The organism is Bradyrhizobium sp. B120 (assembly GCF_049075665.1).
In the GTDB taxonomy this organism is placed as follows: Bacteria; Pseudomonadota; Alphaproteobacteria; order Rhizobiales; family Xanthobacteraceae; genus Bradyrhizobium.
In genome coordinates this window covers 4820597-4837814 of sequence record NZ_CP185242.1, presented here as the reverse complement: position 1 = coordinate 4837814, position 17218 = coordinate 4820597, and the positions used below count along the sequence as shown (strand labels likewise).

At 65.3% G+C, this 17218-nt stretch carries 14 protein-coding genes; 6 read left to right on the top strand and 8 right to left on the bottom strand.

All coding sequences use genetic code 11. The annotated features are described in order from the left end of the window. Positions 1–73: 73 nt before the first annotated feature. Entirely contained in the window at positions 74–1015 is a 942-nt protein-coding gene (locus tag ACOIX3_RS22140) for an acetamidase/formamidase family protein (protein ID WP_420964273.1), read from the bottom strand. A 66-nt stretch (positions 1016–1081) separates the two neighbouring features. On the opposite strand from ACOIX3_RS22140, the gene ACOIX3_RS22135 reads away from it, so the two are divergent. The 3 genes from ACOIX3_RS22135 (at position 1082) to ACOIX3_RS22125 (ending at position 4023) form a co-directional block, all read left to right on the top strand. After that, positions 1082–1876 carry a YdcF family protein gene (locus ACOIX3_RS22135; protein ID WP_420964272.1) on the top strand — a complete coding sequence of 265 codons (795 nt, stop codon included), beginning with the start codon at positions 1082–1084 and terminating at the stop codon, positions 1874–1876. Positions 1877–1968: 92 nt separating this feature from the next. Continuing rightward, positions 1969–2754: a DUF169 domain-containing protein gene (locus ACOIX3_RS22130; RefSeq protein ID WP_420964271.1), complete on the top strand. Its 786-nt coding sequence runs from the start codon at positions 1969–1971 to the stop codon at positions 2752–2754. A 93-nt stretch (positions 2755–2847) separates the two neighbouring features. Continuing rightward, positions 2848–4023, top strand: a complete 1176-nt coding sequence (locus ACOIX3_RS22125) for a saccharopine dehydrogenase family protein (protein WP_420964270.1) — start codon at positions 2848–2850, stop codon at positions 4021–4023. 132 nt (positions 4024–4155) lie between these two features. On the opposite strand, the gene ACOIX3_RS22120 is transcribed toward ACOIX3_RS22125, so the two are convergent. Next, entirely contained in the window at positions 4156–5355 is a 1200-nt protein-coding gene (locus ACOIX3_RS22120) for an FAD-dependent monooxygenase (RefSeq protein ID WP_420964269.1), read from the bottom strand. A gap of 144 nt (positions 5356–5499) precedes the next feature. On the opposite strand from ACOIX3_RS22120, the gene ACOIX3_RS22115 reads away from it, so the two are divergent. Continuing rightward, on the top strand, positions 5500–5973 hold the full coding sequence (locus ACOIX3_RS22115) for a MarR family transcriptional regulator (RefSeq protein ID WP_420971776.1): 474 nt from the start codon (positions 5500–5502) through the stop codon (positions 5971–5973). Here the strand turns inward: ACOIX3_RS22115 and ACOIX3_RS22110 are convergent. The 4 genes from ACOIX3_RS22110 to ACOIX3_RS22095 form a co-directional block, all read right to left on the bottom strand. Continuing rightward, positions 5945–7213 carry an O-antigen ligase family protein gene (locus ACOIX3_RS22110; RefSeq protein ID WP_420964268.1) on the bottom strand — a complete coding sequence of 423 codons (1269 nt, stop codon included), beginning with the start codon at positions 7211–7213 and terminating at the stop codon, positions 5945–5947. The two genes, ACOIX3_RS22115 and ACOIX3_RS22110, sit on opposite strands and share 29 nt — an antisense overlap. 144 nt (positions 7214–7357) lie before the next feature. Continuing rightward, the gene (locus ACOIX3_RS22105) at positions 7358–8899 is read right to left on the bottom strand and encodes an undecaprenyl-phosphate glucose phosphotransferase (protein WP_420964267.1); all 1542 of its coding nucleotides are present in this window, start codon (positions 8897–8899) and stop codon (positions 7358–7360) included. Between the two features lie 115 nt (positions 8900–9014). After that, positions 9015–10154 (bottom strand): glycosyltransferase family 4 protein, encoded by a 1140-nt coding sequence (locus tag ACOIX3_RS22100; RefSeq protein ID WP_420964266.1) that lies wholly within the window; start codon positions 10152–10154, stop codon positions 9015–9017. A gap of 3 nt (positions 10155–10157) precedes the next feature. Then, complete coding sequence (locus ACOIX3_RS22095) at positions 10158–10796, bottom strand: polysaccharide biosynthesis/export family protein (RefSeq protein WP_420964265.1); 639 nt, start codon at positions 10794–10796, stop codon at positions 10158–10160. A gap of 175 nt (positions 10797–10971) precedes the next feature. Between ACOIX3_RS22095 and ACOIX3_RS22090 the strand changes: the two genes are divergently transcribed. Next, positions 10972–13308 (top strand): GumC family protein, encoded by a 2337-nt coding sequence (locus tag ACOIX3_RS22090; protein ID WP_420964264.1) that lies wholly within the window; start codon positions 10972–10974, stop codon positions 13306–13308. An 87-nt stretch (positions 13309–13395) separates the two neighbouring features. Here the strand turns inward: ACOIX3_RS22090 and ACOIX3_RS22085 are convergent, their stop codons facing one another. Further along, positions 13396–14733 carry an MFS transporter gene (locus tag ACOIX3_RS22085; RefSeq protein WP_420964263.1) on the bottom strand — a complete coding sequence of 446 codons (1338 nt, stop codon included), beginning with the start codon at positions 14731–14733 and terminating at the stop codon, positions 13396–13398. A gap of 324 nt (positions 14734–15057) precedes the next feature. On the opposite strand from ACOIX3_RS22085, the gene ACOIX3_RS22080 reads away from it, so the two are divergent. Further along, complete coding sequence (locus ACOIX3_RS22080) at positions 15058–15996, top strand: LysR family transcriptional regulator (protein WP_420964262.1); 939 nt, start codon at positions 15058–15060, stop codon at positions 15994–15996. Between the two features lie 3 nt (positions 15997–15999). Here ACOIX3_RS22080 and ACOIX3_RS22075 read toward each other — a convergent pair whose 3' ends face one another. Next, positions 16000–17193, bottom strand: a complete 1194-nt coding sequence (locus tag ACOIX3_RS22075; RefSeq protein ID WP_420964261.1) for a GNAT family N-acetyltransferase — start codon at positions 17191–17193, stop codon at positions 16000–16002. Between the last annotated feature and the right edge of the window lie 25 nt (positions 17194–17218).

The window sequence follows — 17218 nt, the reverse complement described above, 5'->3', positions numbered from 1 at the left end:
ATTTTTGTTCGTTGGGACGGGGATTGTATCGAGCCGCACTTGCGGAACACAAGTGCGGCTTATCGACCGGCCGTCAGCCGTGAACGACTGATTTGGCGATCATGCAGTGAATGCCCTTGGAGCCGTTGACGGTCTGCGTGACGCGCAGGTCGGCGGCCAGGCTGCACAGCGTATAGGCGTCCTCGCGCGACAGATTGCGCTTCTCGCCGAGCAGCACGATCATGTCGCGCAGCGCCCGCACCACGCACTGGTCGAGATCGGGATCCATCGCCATGGTCATGTAATGGTCGGCGGACTCGGCGCGTGGATAGGCGAGCTTGAGGTCCTTGCGCAGGGTCAGGCGGAAGCGGCCGGTGAGCGCGGTCTCGATCGCGGTGACGCAGACCTCGCCGTCACCCTGCACGCCATGGCCGTCGCCGCAGGAGAACAGCGCGCCCGGCGCGAACACCGGCAGGTACAGCTTGGCGCCGGCCCCGAGCTCCTTGTTGTCGAGATTGCCGCCCATCGCACGCGGGATCAGCGAGGAGATGCGGCCCCAGGCCGGCGGCGGCGACACGCCCATCACGCCGAAGAACGGCTTCAGCGGCAGGTCGAGCCCCCACGGCATGCGGCCGACCATGCGTGCGCGATCGAGCGGGATGTTGAGGATGCGGGTCTCGTGGAAATCGTCGGGCAGGGTGCCGGACAGCGGCTTGATCAGATTGTAGCCCCAGTCCTGCCGGAGCTGGACGTCGAGAATATCGACCTCGAGCACGTCGCCGGGCTCGGCGCCGCTGACCGCGATCGGGCCGGTCAGGATGTGCCCGGGCACCATCCGCTCACTCTTCGCATGAATGTCGTCGAGCTCTGTCGGCACATAGAACTTGCCGCGGTCCGGCACCACGTCGGGGCCGCCGCTGACGGTCTCGATCGTGACCTCGTCGCCGCTCGCAATGGTCAGGACCGGTCTCAGCTTTGCTTCGAAGAAGCCCCAATGGCAGGTTTCGGGACTGGATTTCAGATGATGATGGGTCATGTGACTTCTTTTTATTGCATCCCCGGCAGCGTATGACGCTGTAGCAGAACTTCGTAGAGGCTTCCCTTGTTTTTTGTGCTCTCCAAGACGCTCGGCATCATGCTGCTGCCGATCAATTTCCTGATCGGTATCGGCGTGATCGGCGCCGTTCTGCTGCTGACGCGGTTTGCCCGGCTCGGCCGCAGGTTGATGGTGGCGTCAGCGCTGCTGCTCGCGATCTGCGGCTTCTCGCCGCTCGGCAATGTCCTGATCTCCATCCTGGAGCAGCGTTTCCCGCCATGGGACGCTTCGCGCGGCGCGCCCGACGGCATCATCGTGCTCGGCGGCTCGATCGATGCCGATCTGTCGGTTGCGCATGGCGCGCCGGTGGTGCGCACTGCGGCGGATCGCGTCATCGCGGCGGCGGCGCTCGCGCGCAGATATCCGAACGCGCGCCTCGTGTTCACGGGCGGCAGCGCGAACCTGATCTCGAACGACGCGCGCGAAGCCGACTACGCCGCCGAGATGTTCGAGAGCCTCGGCATTGCCAAATCGCGATTGATCATCGAGCGCCGCTCGCGCAACACGGTGGAGAACGCCGAGTTCTCCAAGGCGCTGGTCGATCCCAAGCCGGGCGAGCGCTGGCTGCTCGTGACGTCGGCCTATCATATGCCGCGGTCGGTCGGGCTGTTCCGCAAGGCGGGATTCAAGGTCGAGGCCTATCCGGTCGATTGGCGCGTCGGCAATGTCATGGGTCTCGCGACGCTTGCGATCGACGGCCTGTCGCGCACCGATCTCGGCGCGCGGGAGTGGATCGGGCTGGTTGCCTATCATCTGGCGGGCAAGACCGACGATTTGCTGCCGGGACCGGCCGCACGTTGAGCCGCACCACGAGCTTGTCGCTTCCCTCGGCCAATCCGGCTAACATCAAATCAACAGGCGGCGCCAAGCCGCCGATCACGGGAGTTTTCGCCATGCAACAGCAGACACCGCCGGAACAGTTCGACCTCTCCGCAATCGTGGCCGACCTGAACAACCTGCTGCGGCTGAAGACCACGGTCATCGGCATCAAGATGTTCGCACGCGTCGAGGAGATGGAGGCGATCGCGAAGATCCGCCGTCCGTCCGCGGTTCACACCACGGACCAGATCGTCAGCATGGCCTCGCGGCTTGGCTGGACCGTCGGCATCACCGGCGATGATCTGGTCGGCGCGCAATGCCGCGCGGTGATCGGGCTCGCGCCGCAGGACGAGAAGTGGCTTGCCGGCGAGAATTATGTCGGCGTCTGGCACGGCACGGCAGAAGACGCACGCAAGCGCCAGGAGGCACTCGACGTGGTGCCTTACGGCCAGTACCAGGCGATGGCGGTGAGCCCGCTGACAAGCGGACGTCTCAATCCGCCCGACATCTGCCTCGTCTACGCGACGCCGGGACAGATGATCATCCTGATCAACGGACTGCAGTACACCGGCTACAAGAAGTTCGAGTGGGGCGTGGTTGGCGAAACCGCGTGCGCGGATTCGTGGGGCCGGGCGCTGAAGACCGGCGAGCCGAGCCTGTCGCTGCCGTGCTTCGCCGAGCGCCGCTATGGCGGCGTGCCCGACGAGGAGATGCTGATGGCGCTGCCGCCGGCCTATCTGGTGAAGGCGATTGCGGGGATGAAGCAGCTCGCCAAGGACGGCCTGCGCTACCCGATCGCACCCTATGGCATCCAGGCCGACGTCCGCGCCGGCATGGGCGTGTCCTATGCCAAGAAGTAGCTGCAAGAAATAGCGGCAGGAAATACTGGATTGCGTCGCCGCGCCCGCGATGACAAAAGGGGCGCCCATTTTGCTGCGCAGGGAGCCCGATCCATGTCCTCGTCGAAACTCGACATCGTCGTTTATGGCGCAACCGGCTTCACCGGCCAGCTCGTCGCCGAATATCTCGCGGCGAATTATCGCGACGGCAGCCTGAAATGGGCGATGGCCGGGCGCAGCAAGGACAAGCTCGCCTCGGTCCGTGATGCGATCGGCGCGCCCGCCGACACGCCGCTGATCGTTGCCGATGCCGGCGACGCCGCGTCGCTGAAGGCGATGCTGGCGCAGACCAAGTCTGTGATCTCGACGGTCGGTCCGTATCAGCTCTACGGCAATGAGCTGATCGCGGCCTGCGTGGACAGCGGCACCGACTATTTCGATCTCTGCGGCGAGCCGGTCTGGATGCGGCAGATGATCGACAAGCACGAGGCGGCCGCAAAGGCCAGCGGTGCGCGGATCGTGTTCTCCTGCGGCTTCGACTCGGTGCCGTTCGAGCTCGGCGCCTTCTTCGTCCAGGAGGAAGCCAAGCGGGTGTTCGGTGCGCCGGCGCAGCGCGTCAAGGGCCGCGTGCGCGACATGCGCGGCACGCTGTCCGGCGGCACGGCCGCGAGCGCCAAGGCCACCTTCGATGCGGTCGCCAAGGATCTGAGCCTGGTCGCGATCCTCAACAACCCGTTCGCATTGACGCCGGGCTTCGAGGGCGTGAGGCAGCCGCGCGGCAGCAAGCCGGCCTATGAGGACGACCTGCACTCATGGACCGCGCCGTTCATGATGGCGCTGATCAACACGCGCAACGTGCATCGCTCCAACATGCTGATGGGCTTTCCCTACGGCAAGGAGTTCGTCTACGACGAGATGGTCCTGACCGGTCCGGGCGAGAAGGGCGAAGCCAACGCCAAGCGCGTGATGGCGCTGAATTCCGAGAAGACCGGTCCGGGCGCGCCGAAGCCGGGCGAGGGACCGTCGAAGGAAGAGCGCGAGAACGGCCGCTACGATCTGCTCTATCTCGCGGTCGCGCCCGACGGCCGCATGGTCCGCGCCGGCATCAAGGGCGATCGCGACCCCGGCTACGGCTCGACCTCGAAGATGATCTCGGAATGCGCGATCTGCCTGTTGCGCGACACGCCCGGCGTCGCCGCCGGCTTCTGGACGCCGGGAGCGGCGATGCAGCACAAGCTGATCAAGCGCCTGGTCGATCACGCCGGGCTGACGTTTGAGGTCGAGAAGTAAGTTCGCGTCACCACCATCGATGTCATCGCCCGGGCTCGACCGGGCGATCCAGTACGCCGCGGCCTCTCGGGTCAGGCACTGCTGTCTCTGGAATACTGGATCACCCGCATGCGCGGGTGATGACAGCCGAGGCTAAGCTGCCGCGCGCGGGTTGTAGGCGTACATGAAGTCCATGCCCTTGGACGACACCGGCAGCAGCAGCTTCAGCAGGTGATCGCGCAGCCAGGCGCCGGTCGGGCCGAACTCGCGCTTGCTGTTGCCGTTGCGGCGGGCGATCGCCACGATCTTCTCGGCGCGCGGCCGCCGCTCGTGCTCGAAGGCCTGGAACGTCATGCCGAGCTCCTGGCCGTCGCGCATCAGCATGCCGAGCCGCAGGGCGTCCTCGAGCGCCAGCGACGCGCCCTGGCCGGCATGCGGGCTGGTGGCGTGCGCGGCATCGCCGATCAGGAGCGTGCGCTTGCGCGACCAGGTCGGCAACGTCGCGACATCGAGCGTGTCGGTCACCACGATATTCTCGGCGGCCTCGATGATCTCGGGGATCGGCGCATGCCAGCCGGCGTGGAAGTCGCGCAGATGCTGCCTGATCGCGTCCTGGCTCTGCAGCCGGTAGGCCGCCGCGGTCATGCCGTGCGACGGCTGCGTGCTCCACCACATCCCACCCGTGTCCGGATCGGGGCTGCACAGGCCGTAGCCGAAGAAGCCGCTTTGCCCGAACGTCGTCTCAACCTTCTGACCGATCGACAGGCGCTCGAACATGGCCCGCGGCACGAAGCCGCCGAAGCCGATCAGCCCGGTGTCGAACGGCGTCGGGCCATCGGGGATCACGTGCCGCCGCACTGCCGAATGCACGCCGTCGGCGCCGATCACGAAATCGCCCTCGGCAATGGTGCCGTCGTTGAAATAGGCGATGACCGGCTGGTCGCCGCGATCCTCGATCTTCACCAGCTTCTTCTCGAAGAACACCGAGACGTTGGAGGCCCAGGCCTTGTCGATCAGCGTCTCGTTCAGGGTCGCGCGGCACATGTTGACCGCGGGCTGGCCGAAGCGCTGCTGCATGTTCTGGTTGAGCGAGCCGAGCTTCTTGCCGGCCTGCGAATAGAAATCGAAGGACTCCGCGACCGAGCCGCTGCGGATCAGTTCGTCGGCGAGGCCGAGCTCCGCCAGCACATGCATGCCGTTCGGCGCGATCTGCAAGCCCCCGCCGATCCCGGTGGAGTAGGGCCATGCTTCATAGAGCTCGGCCTCGATGCCGGCGCGGGTCAGGAACATCGCGGTCACCGGACCTGCGATGCCGGCGCCGATGATCAGAGCTTTACGGGGACGTGAGGTCATGCCTTGCTCCATGCATCCGTGTGGGGTACGAAAGGTCAGTTGCTAATTATCTTAGAAGATAAGATATTAGGCAAGTAAGAGACAGGAGCAGCTTTGTCAAGTGCGAAGTCGCGCGCAGCGCTGATGCAGGAACTCGAGGAGGCGATGCGCCGGTCATCCGCGCAGGGCGTGATGTACGGCCAAGCCGTTGCAAACATGGCCGGAATTTCCAATTCCGACATGGAATGCATGGATATCCTCCACCTTGAAGGGCGCGTGACTGCGGGACGTCTCGCCGAAGTCACCGGGCTGACCACCGGCGCGATCACCGGCGTGGTCGATCGACTGGAGAAGGCGGGTTACGTGCGCCGCGAGCGGGACGAGAGCGACCGCCGCAAGGTCTTCATCTCGGTCGTTGAGGAGAAGGCGGCGGAGATCGGCAAGTTCTACGTGCCGATGCAGGAGGCGATGCTCAAGCTCTGGGGCCGCTACAGCGACGACGAACTGCGCCTGCTGCTGCGCTTCGCCAATGACGGCTACAAGGGCGTGCTGGAGGCGACCGGCGCATTGAAGGCTGTGATCGACATGCCGCCGGAGCAGCGCGCCGAGCTCAAGCTGCCGCCGAAATCTCGCCGCTGACCTCGGCCGGTGTCGCGCGGGTGCGCTCGGTCGCCGCGTACATGCCCCACATCGTGCCCAGCATCATCCAGAAGTGCCGCCAATGGTCGGTATCGATGATGAAGCTCTCGCCGGCGATGCCGAGGAATGCCGAGAAGATCGCGAGATAGTCGCGTTGCCACGGCACTCGCTTGTAGATGTAGCGGAAGCCGATGATCGCGCTGACGAACACCAGCGCCGGATAACAGATGCCCGAGATCCAGCCGCCCGACATGAAGGCGTTGAGGAACGAATTGTGGGTGTCCTCGGGGAAGTAGGTGTGGAATTGCAGCGGCCCAATGCCGAACGGCAGCTCGAGCGCCATCTGGGCGCCGAGGATGTGGCGGCCGAACCGGCCGAAGCGGCCTTCGTCGTAACTCTGGTCGAAGCTCGCGCGCTGCTTGAACATGTCGGCGACCGAGCCGATCGACAGCAGCACCGCGACCAGCGCAACGGCCAGGATCGCGGCGATCAGGGTCATCACGATGATGCGCGAGCGCTGCGCCTGCGACCGGCTGGTGAACACCATCAGCGCCAGCATGAAGGCCGCGGTGACGATCAGGCCGCCCCAGGCCGCGCGGGAGAACGACAGCAGGATCGCAAGCGAGATGATGCCGAAGGCGATGGCGTTGCGGAACGCCTTGCCGAAGCGGTCGGTGACCACGCTTTGCAGTGTGAACAGCGCCGGCAGGATCAGGAACGCGCCGAGCACGTTCGGATCCTTGAAGGTGCCGCGGGCACGGTCATACAGCGTCAGCAGATCATAGCCGCCGGGCACCAGATGGAAGTAGCCGGCGATGCCCGCGAGCGAGGCGATCATCGCGCCGACGATCAGGCCGCGGCGCAGCATGTCGAGCCGCGCTTCGGTATCCTCCGACATCACCATCGCGAAGAAGATGACGGTGACGGCCATGTACCAGGAGGTGAGGACCCAGTTGACCACCTCCGGCTTGTCGAGGAACGGTACCGCGCCGATGCTGTAGCCGACATTGAGCACGATCAGCGCGAACAGCAGCGGCATGAACACGAGCTGCATGCGCAGGCCCGTCGCAAAGAACAGCACGCAGGCGGTCAGCGTGACGAGTTCATACGGGCTCGGCTCGATGAACACGATGGCGATCGACGTGCCGGCGAGCCACACCAGCGCCCGCTGCAGCGCCAGCACGCCTGGCGGTGCTGATGCCGGCGAATGGGACGTCCCGGCTGTCGCCGCATAGGCCATCGGATACTCACGCAACGCGGTACAAAACACTCAATACATCGCTTCGTCATTGCGAGAAGCGAAGCGGCGACGCAATCCACCTATCCCCGAGCTGCGATATGGATTGCTTCGCTTCGCTCGCAATGACGGTGGTTAGTTCAATTCTCAGTACGCGTTCTCGCTCTTGGTCAGCAGCGAGAACGGGGTCTTGAGCAGGATGTAGAGGTCGAACAGCACCGACCAGTTCTCGATGTAATAGAGGTCGTATTCGACGCGCTTCTGGATCTTCTCGTCGGTGTCGACCTCGCCGCGCCAGCCGTTGATCTGCGCCCAGCCGGTGATGCCGGGCTTGACGCGGTGGCGGGCGAAGTAGCCGTCGACGGCCTCGTCGAACAGGCGGTTCTCCAGCTTGCTCTGCACGGCGTGCGGACGCGGGCCGACCAGCGAGAGATTGCCCTTCAGTACCACATTGAACAGCTGGGGCAATTCGTCGAGCGAGGACTTGCGGATGAAGCGGCCGACGCGGGTGACGCGCGGATCGTTCTTGGTCACGACCTTGGAGGCGGTCGGATCGGCCTGGTGATGGTAGAGCGAGCGGAACTTGTAGACGTCGATCCGCTCATTGTTGAATCCGAAGCGCTTCTGGCGGAACAGCACCGGGCCGGGGCTGTCGAGCTTCACCGCAAGCGCCACCAGTCCGAGCACCGGCAGTGCCGCAAGCAAGGCCAGGCCGCCGACCACACGGTCGAATAGCCATTTCAGCACCAGATCCCAGTCGGTGATAGGCGCCTCGAACACGTCGAGCGTCGGCACCTTGCCGAGATAGGAATAGGAGCGGGGGCGGAAGCGCAGCTTGTTGGTATGGGCCGACAGTCGGATGTCGACCGGCAGCACCCAGAGCTTCTTCAGCATTTCCAGGATGCGGGTCTCCGCCGAGATCGGCAGCGCGAACAGCACAAGATCGACGCGGGTGCGGCGGGCGAACTCGACGATGTCGTCGACCTTGCCGAGCTTCGGTGAGCCGGCGCAAGTGTCCATGGCGCGGGCGTCATTGCGGTCGTCGAACACGCCGAGCACGTGGATATCCGTGTCGTCGTCGGCGTTCAGCGCCTCGATCAGCTTCTCGCCGTTCTGGTCGGCGCCGACGATGATGGTGCGGCGGTCGAGCCGGCCGTCATGCGCCCAGGCGCGCACCATCGAGCGCAGCGCCAGCCGCTCGGCGATCAGCACCGCAAGGCCGACACAGAAGAACGACGACAGCCAGACCCGCGACACCTCGCCGCCGAGCTTGGCCAGGAAGGAGACGCCGATGAACAGCAGGAACACGACGGCCCATGACGAGATCATCCGCGTCATCTGGCGGAGCTGGCCGCGGAAGATCTGCACCTGATAGATGTCGGCGGCCTGGAAGCAGACCACCGCCGCAGCCGACATGCCGAGGATCGAACCGATGTATCCCCAGTGGATGCCGCCGGCGAGCGGCCTGACATAGGCGAGATAGAGCCCGACGCCGACCAGGCTGAGCAGCACGAAATCGGCGAGGCGAACCACGCCGGCGATTACGACCGGTGAGTAGGCGCTGCGAACTTTTTGATTGGTCACGGCGAGCGCGGCCGGCGACAGGCGGCGGCGGCGTTCGACCTGCGGCTGAGCGGCCGTCGCAGACGCAGCGGCATCCAGCATCAAGCGTGCGTTAAACGGTTCCACGAGTCCACGTCCGTTCCTGTGCTTGCAGATGAGCATCCGCGCGCAGCAGTGAAATTCCCCCGGACGTGACTTAAGGGGACAAATCGGAAGAAACGGTTACGTGTGTAAGAAATGGTTAATGTTTGGCAAATGCGTCGCGATAGCCGGCCAGCACGCCCTCGACCATCGCACCCTGCGAGAAATGTTCGGAAATGCGTTCGCGCAGTTGCGCGGCGCGCGCCGCGGTCGCGGCGGGATTGTCGAGTGCAGCCTTGATGGCGTCGGCCATCGCGCCGGCGTTGCTGGGCGCGAACAGCGCGTCGGTGTGGGTATCGAAGATCTCCGGGATGCCGCCGACATTGGCGGCGATCATCGGAATTCCCGCCGCGCCGGCCTCGATCACCACATAAGGCATCGAATCGCCCCGTGACGGAACCACGAGAATGCTGCCCTTCGAGAAGCCGTAGCGCGCCTTGACGTGGCCGATGAAGCGGACGGCCTCGCCGAGCGACAGCCGCTTCACCTGCTCCTTGAGCCGTTCGAACTCCTCGCCGTCGCCACCGAGCGTCAGCGTCACCGGCTTGCCCTCGGCGCGCAGTTTCGCCACCGCATCGATCAGGAGGTCGGCGCCCTTGATGCGCCGGAATTCGCCGACATAGGCCACGTCGGAGGCGTCGTCGGCCTTGGCGACCGGTTCGAATTCCTCCGACGTGACGCCGTTGAAGACGCAGCGGACGAGACCTGAGGGCTTGCCCACGGTACGCTGATAGGTGTCGCGGGCAAACGCGCTCTCGAACAGAAACAGGTCGGTGCTGTTCATCAGCGTGCGCTCGAGCTGGCTGTAGAAGCGGCCCTTCCAGGTGTCGAGCGGGTAGTGCAGCGAGCCGCCATGCGGCGTGTAGACCCGGATCACCTTGTTCGACCGCCGCCGCAGCCGGACATAGGCGCCGGCCTTGGCGCCGTGGCCGTGCACGACATCGGGTTTCAGTTTGCGGATCAGGCTGGCGATATGCGCCCAGACCATGAAGTCGGCGAAGCGCGGCTCGCGGCGTATCGCCACCCGGTGGACCCCGAGCTTGAGGCGCGGTTCGATCTCGGCGAGGACCGCATCGGCCCGCGTGCCGCCGGTCAGGCTGTCGGCGACGATGCCGACATGGTGACCACGTTCGATCTGGCCGTTGGCGACATCGAGGATGTGACGGATGATGCCGCCGACCGGGGCGCGGACGACGTGCAGGATGCGCAGCGGCCGTTCCTGATTTTGATCCTGTGCCATCGATCAGAACCAGCGTTCGCCGACGAAGACGGTGTCGCCGGGCCCGATCGGCGTGCCCAAGGGAACGTCAAAACGGCCGGCGCCCGATGCATCGGTATGGGTGAGGGTGACCTCGTCGCGCCGGGCGCGCGGCGAGAAGCCGCCGGCGATCGCCACCGCGCTCTCGACCGTCATGTTGGGTACGTAGGGATACTGGCCGGGGGCTGCGACCTCACCGAGGATGAAGAACGGCCGGTAGGATTCGATCTCGACCGCCACCGAAGGCTCGCGGATGAAGCCGTTGCGCAGCCGTGCGGTGATCTCGGCGGCAAGCCCGGCGGGCGTCCGGCCGCGCGCCGGCACCGAGCCGATCAGCGGCATCGTGATCGCGCCGGCCGCATCGATCGCGTAGGAATTGGTCAGGCCTTCCTGGCCATAGACCACGACGCGAAGCTTGTCGCCGGGGCCAAGATTATAGGCCTCGCGCGTCGGCGCGGGATCGGCATAGGCCACGGCCATCGGCGCGGGCGCAGCAAAGGCTGGCTGCCCATACGCCATCGAATCGAAGGCCGGGTCACCGGCAACAGGCGACGTCCGGCCCATGCAGCCCGACAGCGCGAGCGCAGCAATCAGACAAACGAGGGGAGCGCGCAGATCGCGCATGTGAGGAATCCCGCAACAATATCGGCGTCGATTAACGGCACTCATGGTTAATAAACGATGACGGAACGGTGGTGGCCGCCGCATCCGTCAACCGCGCCGATTAACCCAGCAGCAACCTTAATGGACTGTAATCGCCGCCATTGAGATGGAATCGCGGCGTCCGCGGGAGTTCGTTATGCGTTTTGCATTCTGGCGTAGAGGCAAGGAAAAGGCCGTCGTGCAACGAGCGTTGCCGAAGTCTGCGCCCGTTGCCGGCGAAGCCGTTGCGAGGCCGGTTTCTCCGATATCAGCTCCTGACAAGCCGACGCGTCCAGCGGAGGCGACAGATCTCGATCTGCATGTGCTCGGGCGCGCGCTGGCGCGCAAGCGAAGCTGGATCATCGTGCCGACCGTGCTCGTATTTGCGGTGTCGCTTGCCGCCGTCAACGTCATAACGCCGCGCTACAAGTCGGAAGCGCGAATCCTGATCGACAACCGCGAGAACGCCTTCCTGCGCCCGAACGGCGAGCGCGACCTCGAGCGCACCTCGCTCGACGCCGAGGCCGTGACCAGCCAGGTGCAACTGTTGCTGTCGCGCGATCTCGCCCGCGACATCATCAAGAAGAACAAGCTCGCCGAGCGCCCCGAGTTCGATCCGGTGCTGCGGGACTTTTCCCCGCTGAAGTCGCTGCTGGCTCTGTTCGGCATCGGCCGTGACCCGTTCAGCCTGACGCCGGAAGAGCGGGTGCTCGATTCCTTTTACGAGCGCTTCCAGGCCTATGCGGTCGACAAGTCGCGCGTCATGGTGATCGAGTTCCAGTCGGAGGACCCCGAGCTCGCGGCCCGCGTCGCCAACTCGATTGCCGACGGTTATCTCGTGTTGCAGCAGGCGGCACGGCAGGACCAGGCCAAGTCCGCCAGCACCTGGCTGCTCGGCGAGATCGACAAGCTGCGCAGCAAGGTCGCGGAAGCGGATTCGCGGGTCGAGGAATTCCGCTCGAAGTCGAGCCTGTTCGTCGGCACCAACAACATCCCGCTGTCGAACCAGCAGATGGGCGAGCTGAACACGCAGCTCAACAATGCCCGCGCGCTGAAGGCGGATGCCGAGACCAAGGCGCGCCTGATCCGCGAGATGCTTCAGGGCGGCAAGCCGATCGAGGCTACGGAGGTGCTCAATTCCGAGCTGATCCGCCGGCTCGCCGAACAGCGCGGCACGCTGCGCGCACAGCTCGCCGAGCAGTCGTCGACGCTGCTCGACAACCATCCGCGCATCAAGGAATTGAAGGCGCAGATCGCCGACCTCGACCGCCAATTGCGCGAGGAAGCCGGCAAGATTTCGCGCTCGCTCGACAACGACGCCCGCGTCGCCGATGCCCGCGTCCAGGCGCAGCAGGCGGGCCTGGACCAGTCGAAGAGGCAGGCGTCGTCGAGCAACAGCCAGGACGTGCAGCTGCGCGGGTTCGAGCGTGAAGCCAAGGCGCAACGCGATCTGCTGGAAGCCTATCTCGCCAAATATCGCGAGGCGACCGCACGCGAGAACATCGAGGCCGCGCCGACCGACGGCCGTATCATCTCGCGCGCCACGGTCTCGAACACGCCGGCCTATCCGAAGAAGCTGCCGATCGTGCTGATCGCGACACTGGCGACGCTGCTGCTGTCGGCCGGCATCATCATCACCGGCGAGCTGCTGCGCGTCTCCGCGCCCGGCGCGGTGGGCCGTGCCTTCGCGCCGGCCGCCGCAGTGATCCGGCGCCGCGAGCCGGTCATGGAAACCGCAACCGTCGACGAGCCGGCACTGACGCTGCCGCCTGAACCCGAGCTCGCGTCGCCGCTCGCGCCCAGCCTGTCGCCGGAGCCTGATCTGAGGCCCGAACCCGCAGTTGCATATGAGCCGGTCGTCAGCGAGCCGCAGCCCGCGTCCGCCCGGACGGCCAACGAGATCGATGAGCTGGCCGAGCGCCTGGTCGCGGCCGGTCCCGCCGCCCACAAGGTCACGGTGCTCGGCCCGGCTGCCGCCGAGAGCGTCACGTTGACCGCGCTGACGCTGGCCCGTCTGATGGCGCGTCAGGCCAAGGTCGTGGTGGTTGATCTCGTCGCGTCCTCGCCGGCGCTGACGGCGGCCACGGTCGATCCCGGCGCGCCCGGCCTTGCCGAATTGATGCAGGGCGAGGCGACGTTCGCACAGATCATCACCAAGGATCGGCAGTCGCGGGTTCAGATCGTCGGCGCCGGGCGTCCGGGCTTCGATCGCTCGCATCTGCAATCGCCGCGGCTGGCGCTTGCGATCGACGCGCTGCTTCGGGTCTACGACCACGTGCTGCTCGACGCCGGCACGGCCGTCGACCTGCCGGCCGAGCTGCTGACCGCAAAGGCGCAAGCTGTCGTCGTGCCCGACGCCGGCATGGCGCAGGATGCCCGCCGCTCGATGGTCGATCAGCTCAGGGCCGTCGGCTTCTCCGAAGTGACGATGCTGAGCAAGCCCTGCGCGCCGTCGGAAACGGTCGTGGCGGGTCCGCGCGTGGTGGCGGCCTGACCGGACCTCCAGGGCGCGATGAGCTCAGCTTGAGACGTCATCGCGCTTCGCTTTGGAAGGCCGCTTCACATGCTTCCTGATGGCGCCTCAGTGCGCCATCATCGGCTCGCGCATCGATCGCTCCAGCACCGGATCGATCCGCAGCCTGATCGTGACCAGCGCGCCGATCAATCCGACGACCGCAAGCAGCAGCAGGCCCGCGGTGAAACCACCAGTCAGGTCCTTCAGATAGCCCATTGCGAACGGGCCCGCGAAGCCGGACAGATTGCCGAGCGAGTTGATCGCGGCAATGCCGGCCGCGGCCGAGGCGCCGTTCAGAATGCTGGCCGGCATCGGCCAGAACATCGGCGGCACCGCCGAAACGCCGATCTGCGCGAGGCAGAGCAGGCCGATGATCAGCACCGGGCTTGAGACCAGTCCGGCCAGGCCGATGCCGACTGCCGCCAGCACGAGTGCGCCGGCGACATGGTAGCGCCGCTCACCGGTCTTGTCGGAATGGCGGCCGAGCAGCACCATGCCGACCGCGCCGAATACGAAGGGCAGGGCTGCGATCAGGCCGGTCTGGGTGTCGGTGACGCCAAACGCCTTGATGATGGTGGGCAGGAAGAACGCGACGCCGTAGCTCGCGGCATTGAGGCAGAAGTAGACGAAGGCGCAGGCCAGCACGCGCGAATCGGTGAGCGATTGCAGCACCGAGATGTGCTCCACCGCTTCCTTCTTCTGCCGCTCCATCTCAAGGGTGTTCTGGACCCATTTGATCTCGTCGGGCTGCAGCCAGCTCGCCTGACGCGGGAAGTCGGGCAGGAAGGCCAGCACGGCGAAGCCGACCAGGACCGACGGCAGCGCTTCGCAGATGAACAGCCACTGCCACCCGGTCAGACCGCCTCCGGACAGGTTGAGCAGCAGGCCCGAGATCGGCGCCCCGATGATGCTCGAGATCGGGATCGCAAGCATGAACAGGCTGATGACGCGGGCCCGATAGATCGTCGGGAACCAGAGCGTCAGGTAGAAGATGATGCCGGGGAAGAAGCCGGCCTCGCAGGCGCCGAGCAGCAGGCGAAGGAAGTAGAAGATCCACTCGCTCGAGAGACCGCTCGCCGCAGACATCTGCGGGATGAACGCGAATGCCGCCGAGACGATGCCCCAGCTGATCATGATGCGGGCGATCCAGCGCCGCGCGCCAAACCGCTCCAGAAGGATGTTGGAGGGCACTTCGAAGAAGAAGTAGCCGACGAAGAACAGGCCCGCGCCGAGCCCGTAGGCTGCTTCGCTGAGGCCGAGCGCCGTATTCATGTGCAGCTTGGCGAAGCCGACATTGACGCGATCGAGATAGGCCACGAAGTAACACAGGATGAGGAACGGAATCAGCCGCCGCATCATCTTTCCGATTGCGCGCTTCTCGACATCGTCGCTCATCGTTCCCATCCCTTCCGGTTTTTCGATTCGGCGCACGGTGATCGCGCTGTCCGGGCGGCACCTTCGTGCGGCCGCAGCGGTCCGTCGCCTTGCCCTTGCAAGTATTGCATTCATTGTTGTGTAATCGACAGCCGCGTGACTAATGGCATTTGGGAATGGAGCCACGGCGAAACTGTCATGATGCACCGCGGTATAAGCGCGGGAACCCCAGAGCGTTTTCCAGCGAAGTGGACACCGGTTCGCGTAAAGAAGACGCGTCAGGACAGAATCTGGAGCCCCGTTCCGATCTAATCGGAACGAAGAGGCCCTTGCCGGGCGGGATGGTAGCAGGCCGTGATCAATAACCTGAAATTGCGCCAGCTACGCCTGCTGGTCGCTCTCGACAATGAGCGCAAGCTGCAGCTGGCGGCCGAGCGATTGAACATCACCCAGTCTGCGGCATCGAAGATGCTCGCCGAAATCGAGGCGCTCGCGCGGGTTCCCCTGTTTGAGCGGACGGCGCGCGGCGTCGAGCCTACCGCCTATGGCTCGATCCTGATTCGCGGCGGCAAGAGCGTGCTGGCCGATCTCGACCAGGTCACCGACGAGTTCGCGGGCTACAAGTCCGGTGAGCTCGGCACCGTCTCCGTCGGAACAGTCGCCAAGCCCAGCATCGACCTGGTCGTCGACGTGATCCAGTATCTCGGCGAGAAGCTGAACCGGGTGAACATCTCGCTCGATGTCAGCACCAGCCCGCCATTGATCACGCGTCTGCTCGCGCTCGAGTTCGACTTCGTCGTCGCCAGGATTCCGGCCGGCATCGACCCCCGGCAATTCGACTATTATGAGATCGGTGCCGAAGAGGCGGTGCTGCTGGTTCGTGCTGAGCATCCATTGGCCGGCCGCGAGACCGTCGAGCTTGAGGACATGGCCGACCAGCAGTGGATTTGCCAGCCGCGGGAATCCTTCATGCGCCAGGCGCTGGAGAGGCTGTTCATGAGCCGCGGCGTGACGCCACCGCGCCGGGTCATCAACACCGAGTCGTTCTTTGCCTCGGTTGGAATTGCCGCCGGCATCGACGCGATCGTGCCGGTTCCCATGCTGGTGTTCGATCTGGTCGACCCGCAGCGGTTCAGGATGCTGCGTCTTCGCGACCGGCTCCTGTTGGAGAATTATGGCCTGATCAAGCTGCGCAAGCGTGCGCTGTCACCTGCCGCGGCGCTGCTATTCGACGCGATGAGGCGGCTTGGCGTGCCGAGTGGCGGCGCAGAGCAGGGTGAAGTGGCGAGCTGAAACTCAGCGGAACATGCTGCGCAGGTTCTGCGCGATTTCGAACAGTGCCGGATTTTGCTTCACGGCGCGCTTGGCGCGGCTGATGGCAGACAGCGCGCTCGCCGCCGGCTTGCCGCGCAGGCTGAGCGGAATGAAGCTGTCGACGATCGCTTCGTCGTCCTTGCAGAACAGCCGCTTGTACTCGTCCGAGCCGATGCCGAGGTCAAGGGCGCGGTAGTTCAGGCCGGCATGACGATCGATGATGTCGCGCATCAGGATCAGGCCGGGGCTGAACTTGGAATTGGCCGACATCGTGTAGGTGTTGAACATCATCGAGAATCGATGACCGTCGGAGACGCCGGCGTAGATCGCAATCACTTCCTCGTCGCACTCCAGCGCGTGGATGTCGATCGCATAGCCCTTGCCGTCGGCGCGCGGCGCAAGGCAGGCGCTGCGGATGAACTGCTCGACACCCGGCTCGGCGAACACGTCGGGCAATTTCTGCTCGGCCATGCGCTGCGGCTTGACACGGAAGAACCAGTCGAGCAGGCGGCAGACGTCAGTGCTGTCGGCCGCGACATGATAGCGGTAGCCGGGCAGCGCCTGCAGCTTGCGCTCCTTACCCTTGAGGCGGCGGCGGAACGAATTGCTGATCAGCGCCGCCGGTGCTGCGCTGGGCTCGATCACCAGCAGCGGGCAGTCGTTCACCGAAGCCTGGTGCGGCAGCAACGCCAGCGGATTGGGCTGGTCCTGCCAGCGCAGCGGCTGCTGACACAGCACGAGCGCATCGACGCGAGACCGCTCGGCGATCGATCCGGTCAGCGCCGTGACGTCGGCCTCGGTTGCGTTGGCGGCGAAGTCCTTGTCGTACAGCGCCATGTTGAAGGTTGCATGCTTGCCGCCCATAAAGCTCGCGCAGCTCGCGCCCAGGCGCTGCTCGACGGCGAGCGGCAACAGCAGCAGCGGACGGCGTTCGCTGTCATGGGCCACGACGATGAAGGGCCGCAGGCCCTCGCGCTCGCCGACCTGGCGTTGCCAGTTGGCGAGGAAATCGAAGCGCTGATAGGGCGTGTAGCTGTGTTGCGGTGTCTCGAGACTGCGCCAGGTCGCCTCGGCCGCACTGAGGTCATGAAAGATGTCGACGCCGGCAACGCGGATTGCGTTCGGCCATGGTCGCGTCCCCGCCGTCTGGCCTTCAACTGCCGCCGCCATGATCATCTCGGAGCCCAAATTTTTTAAGGTA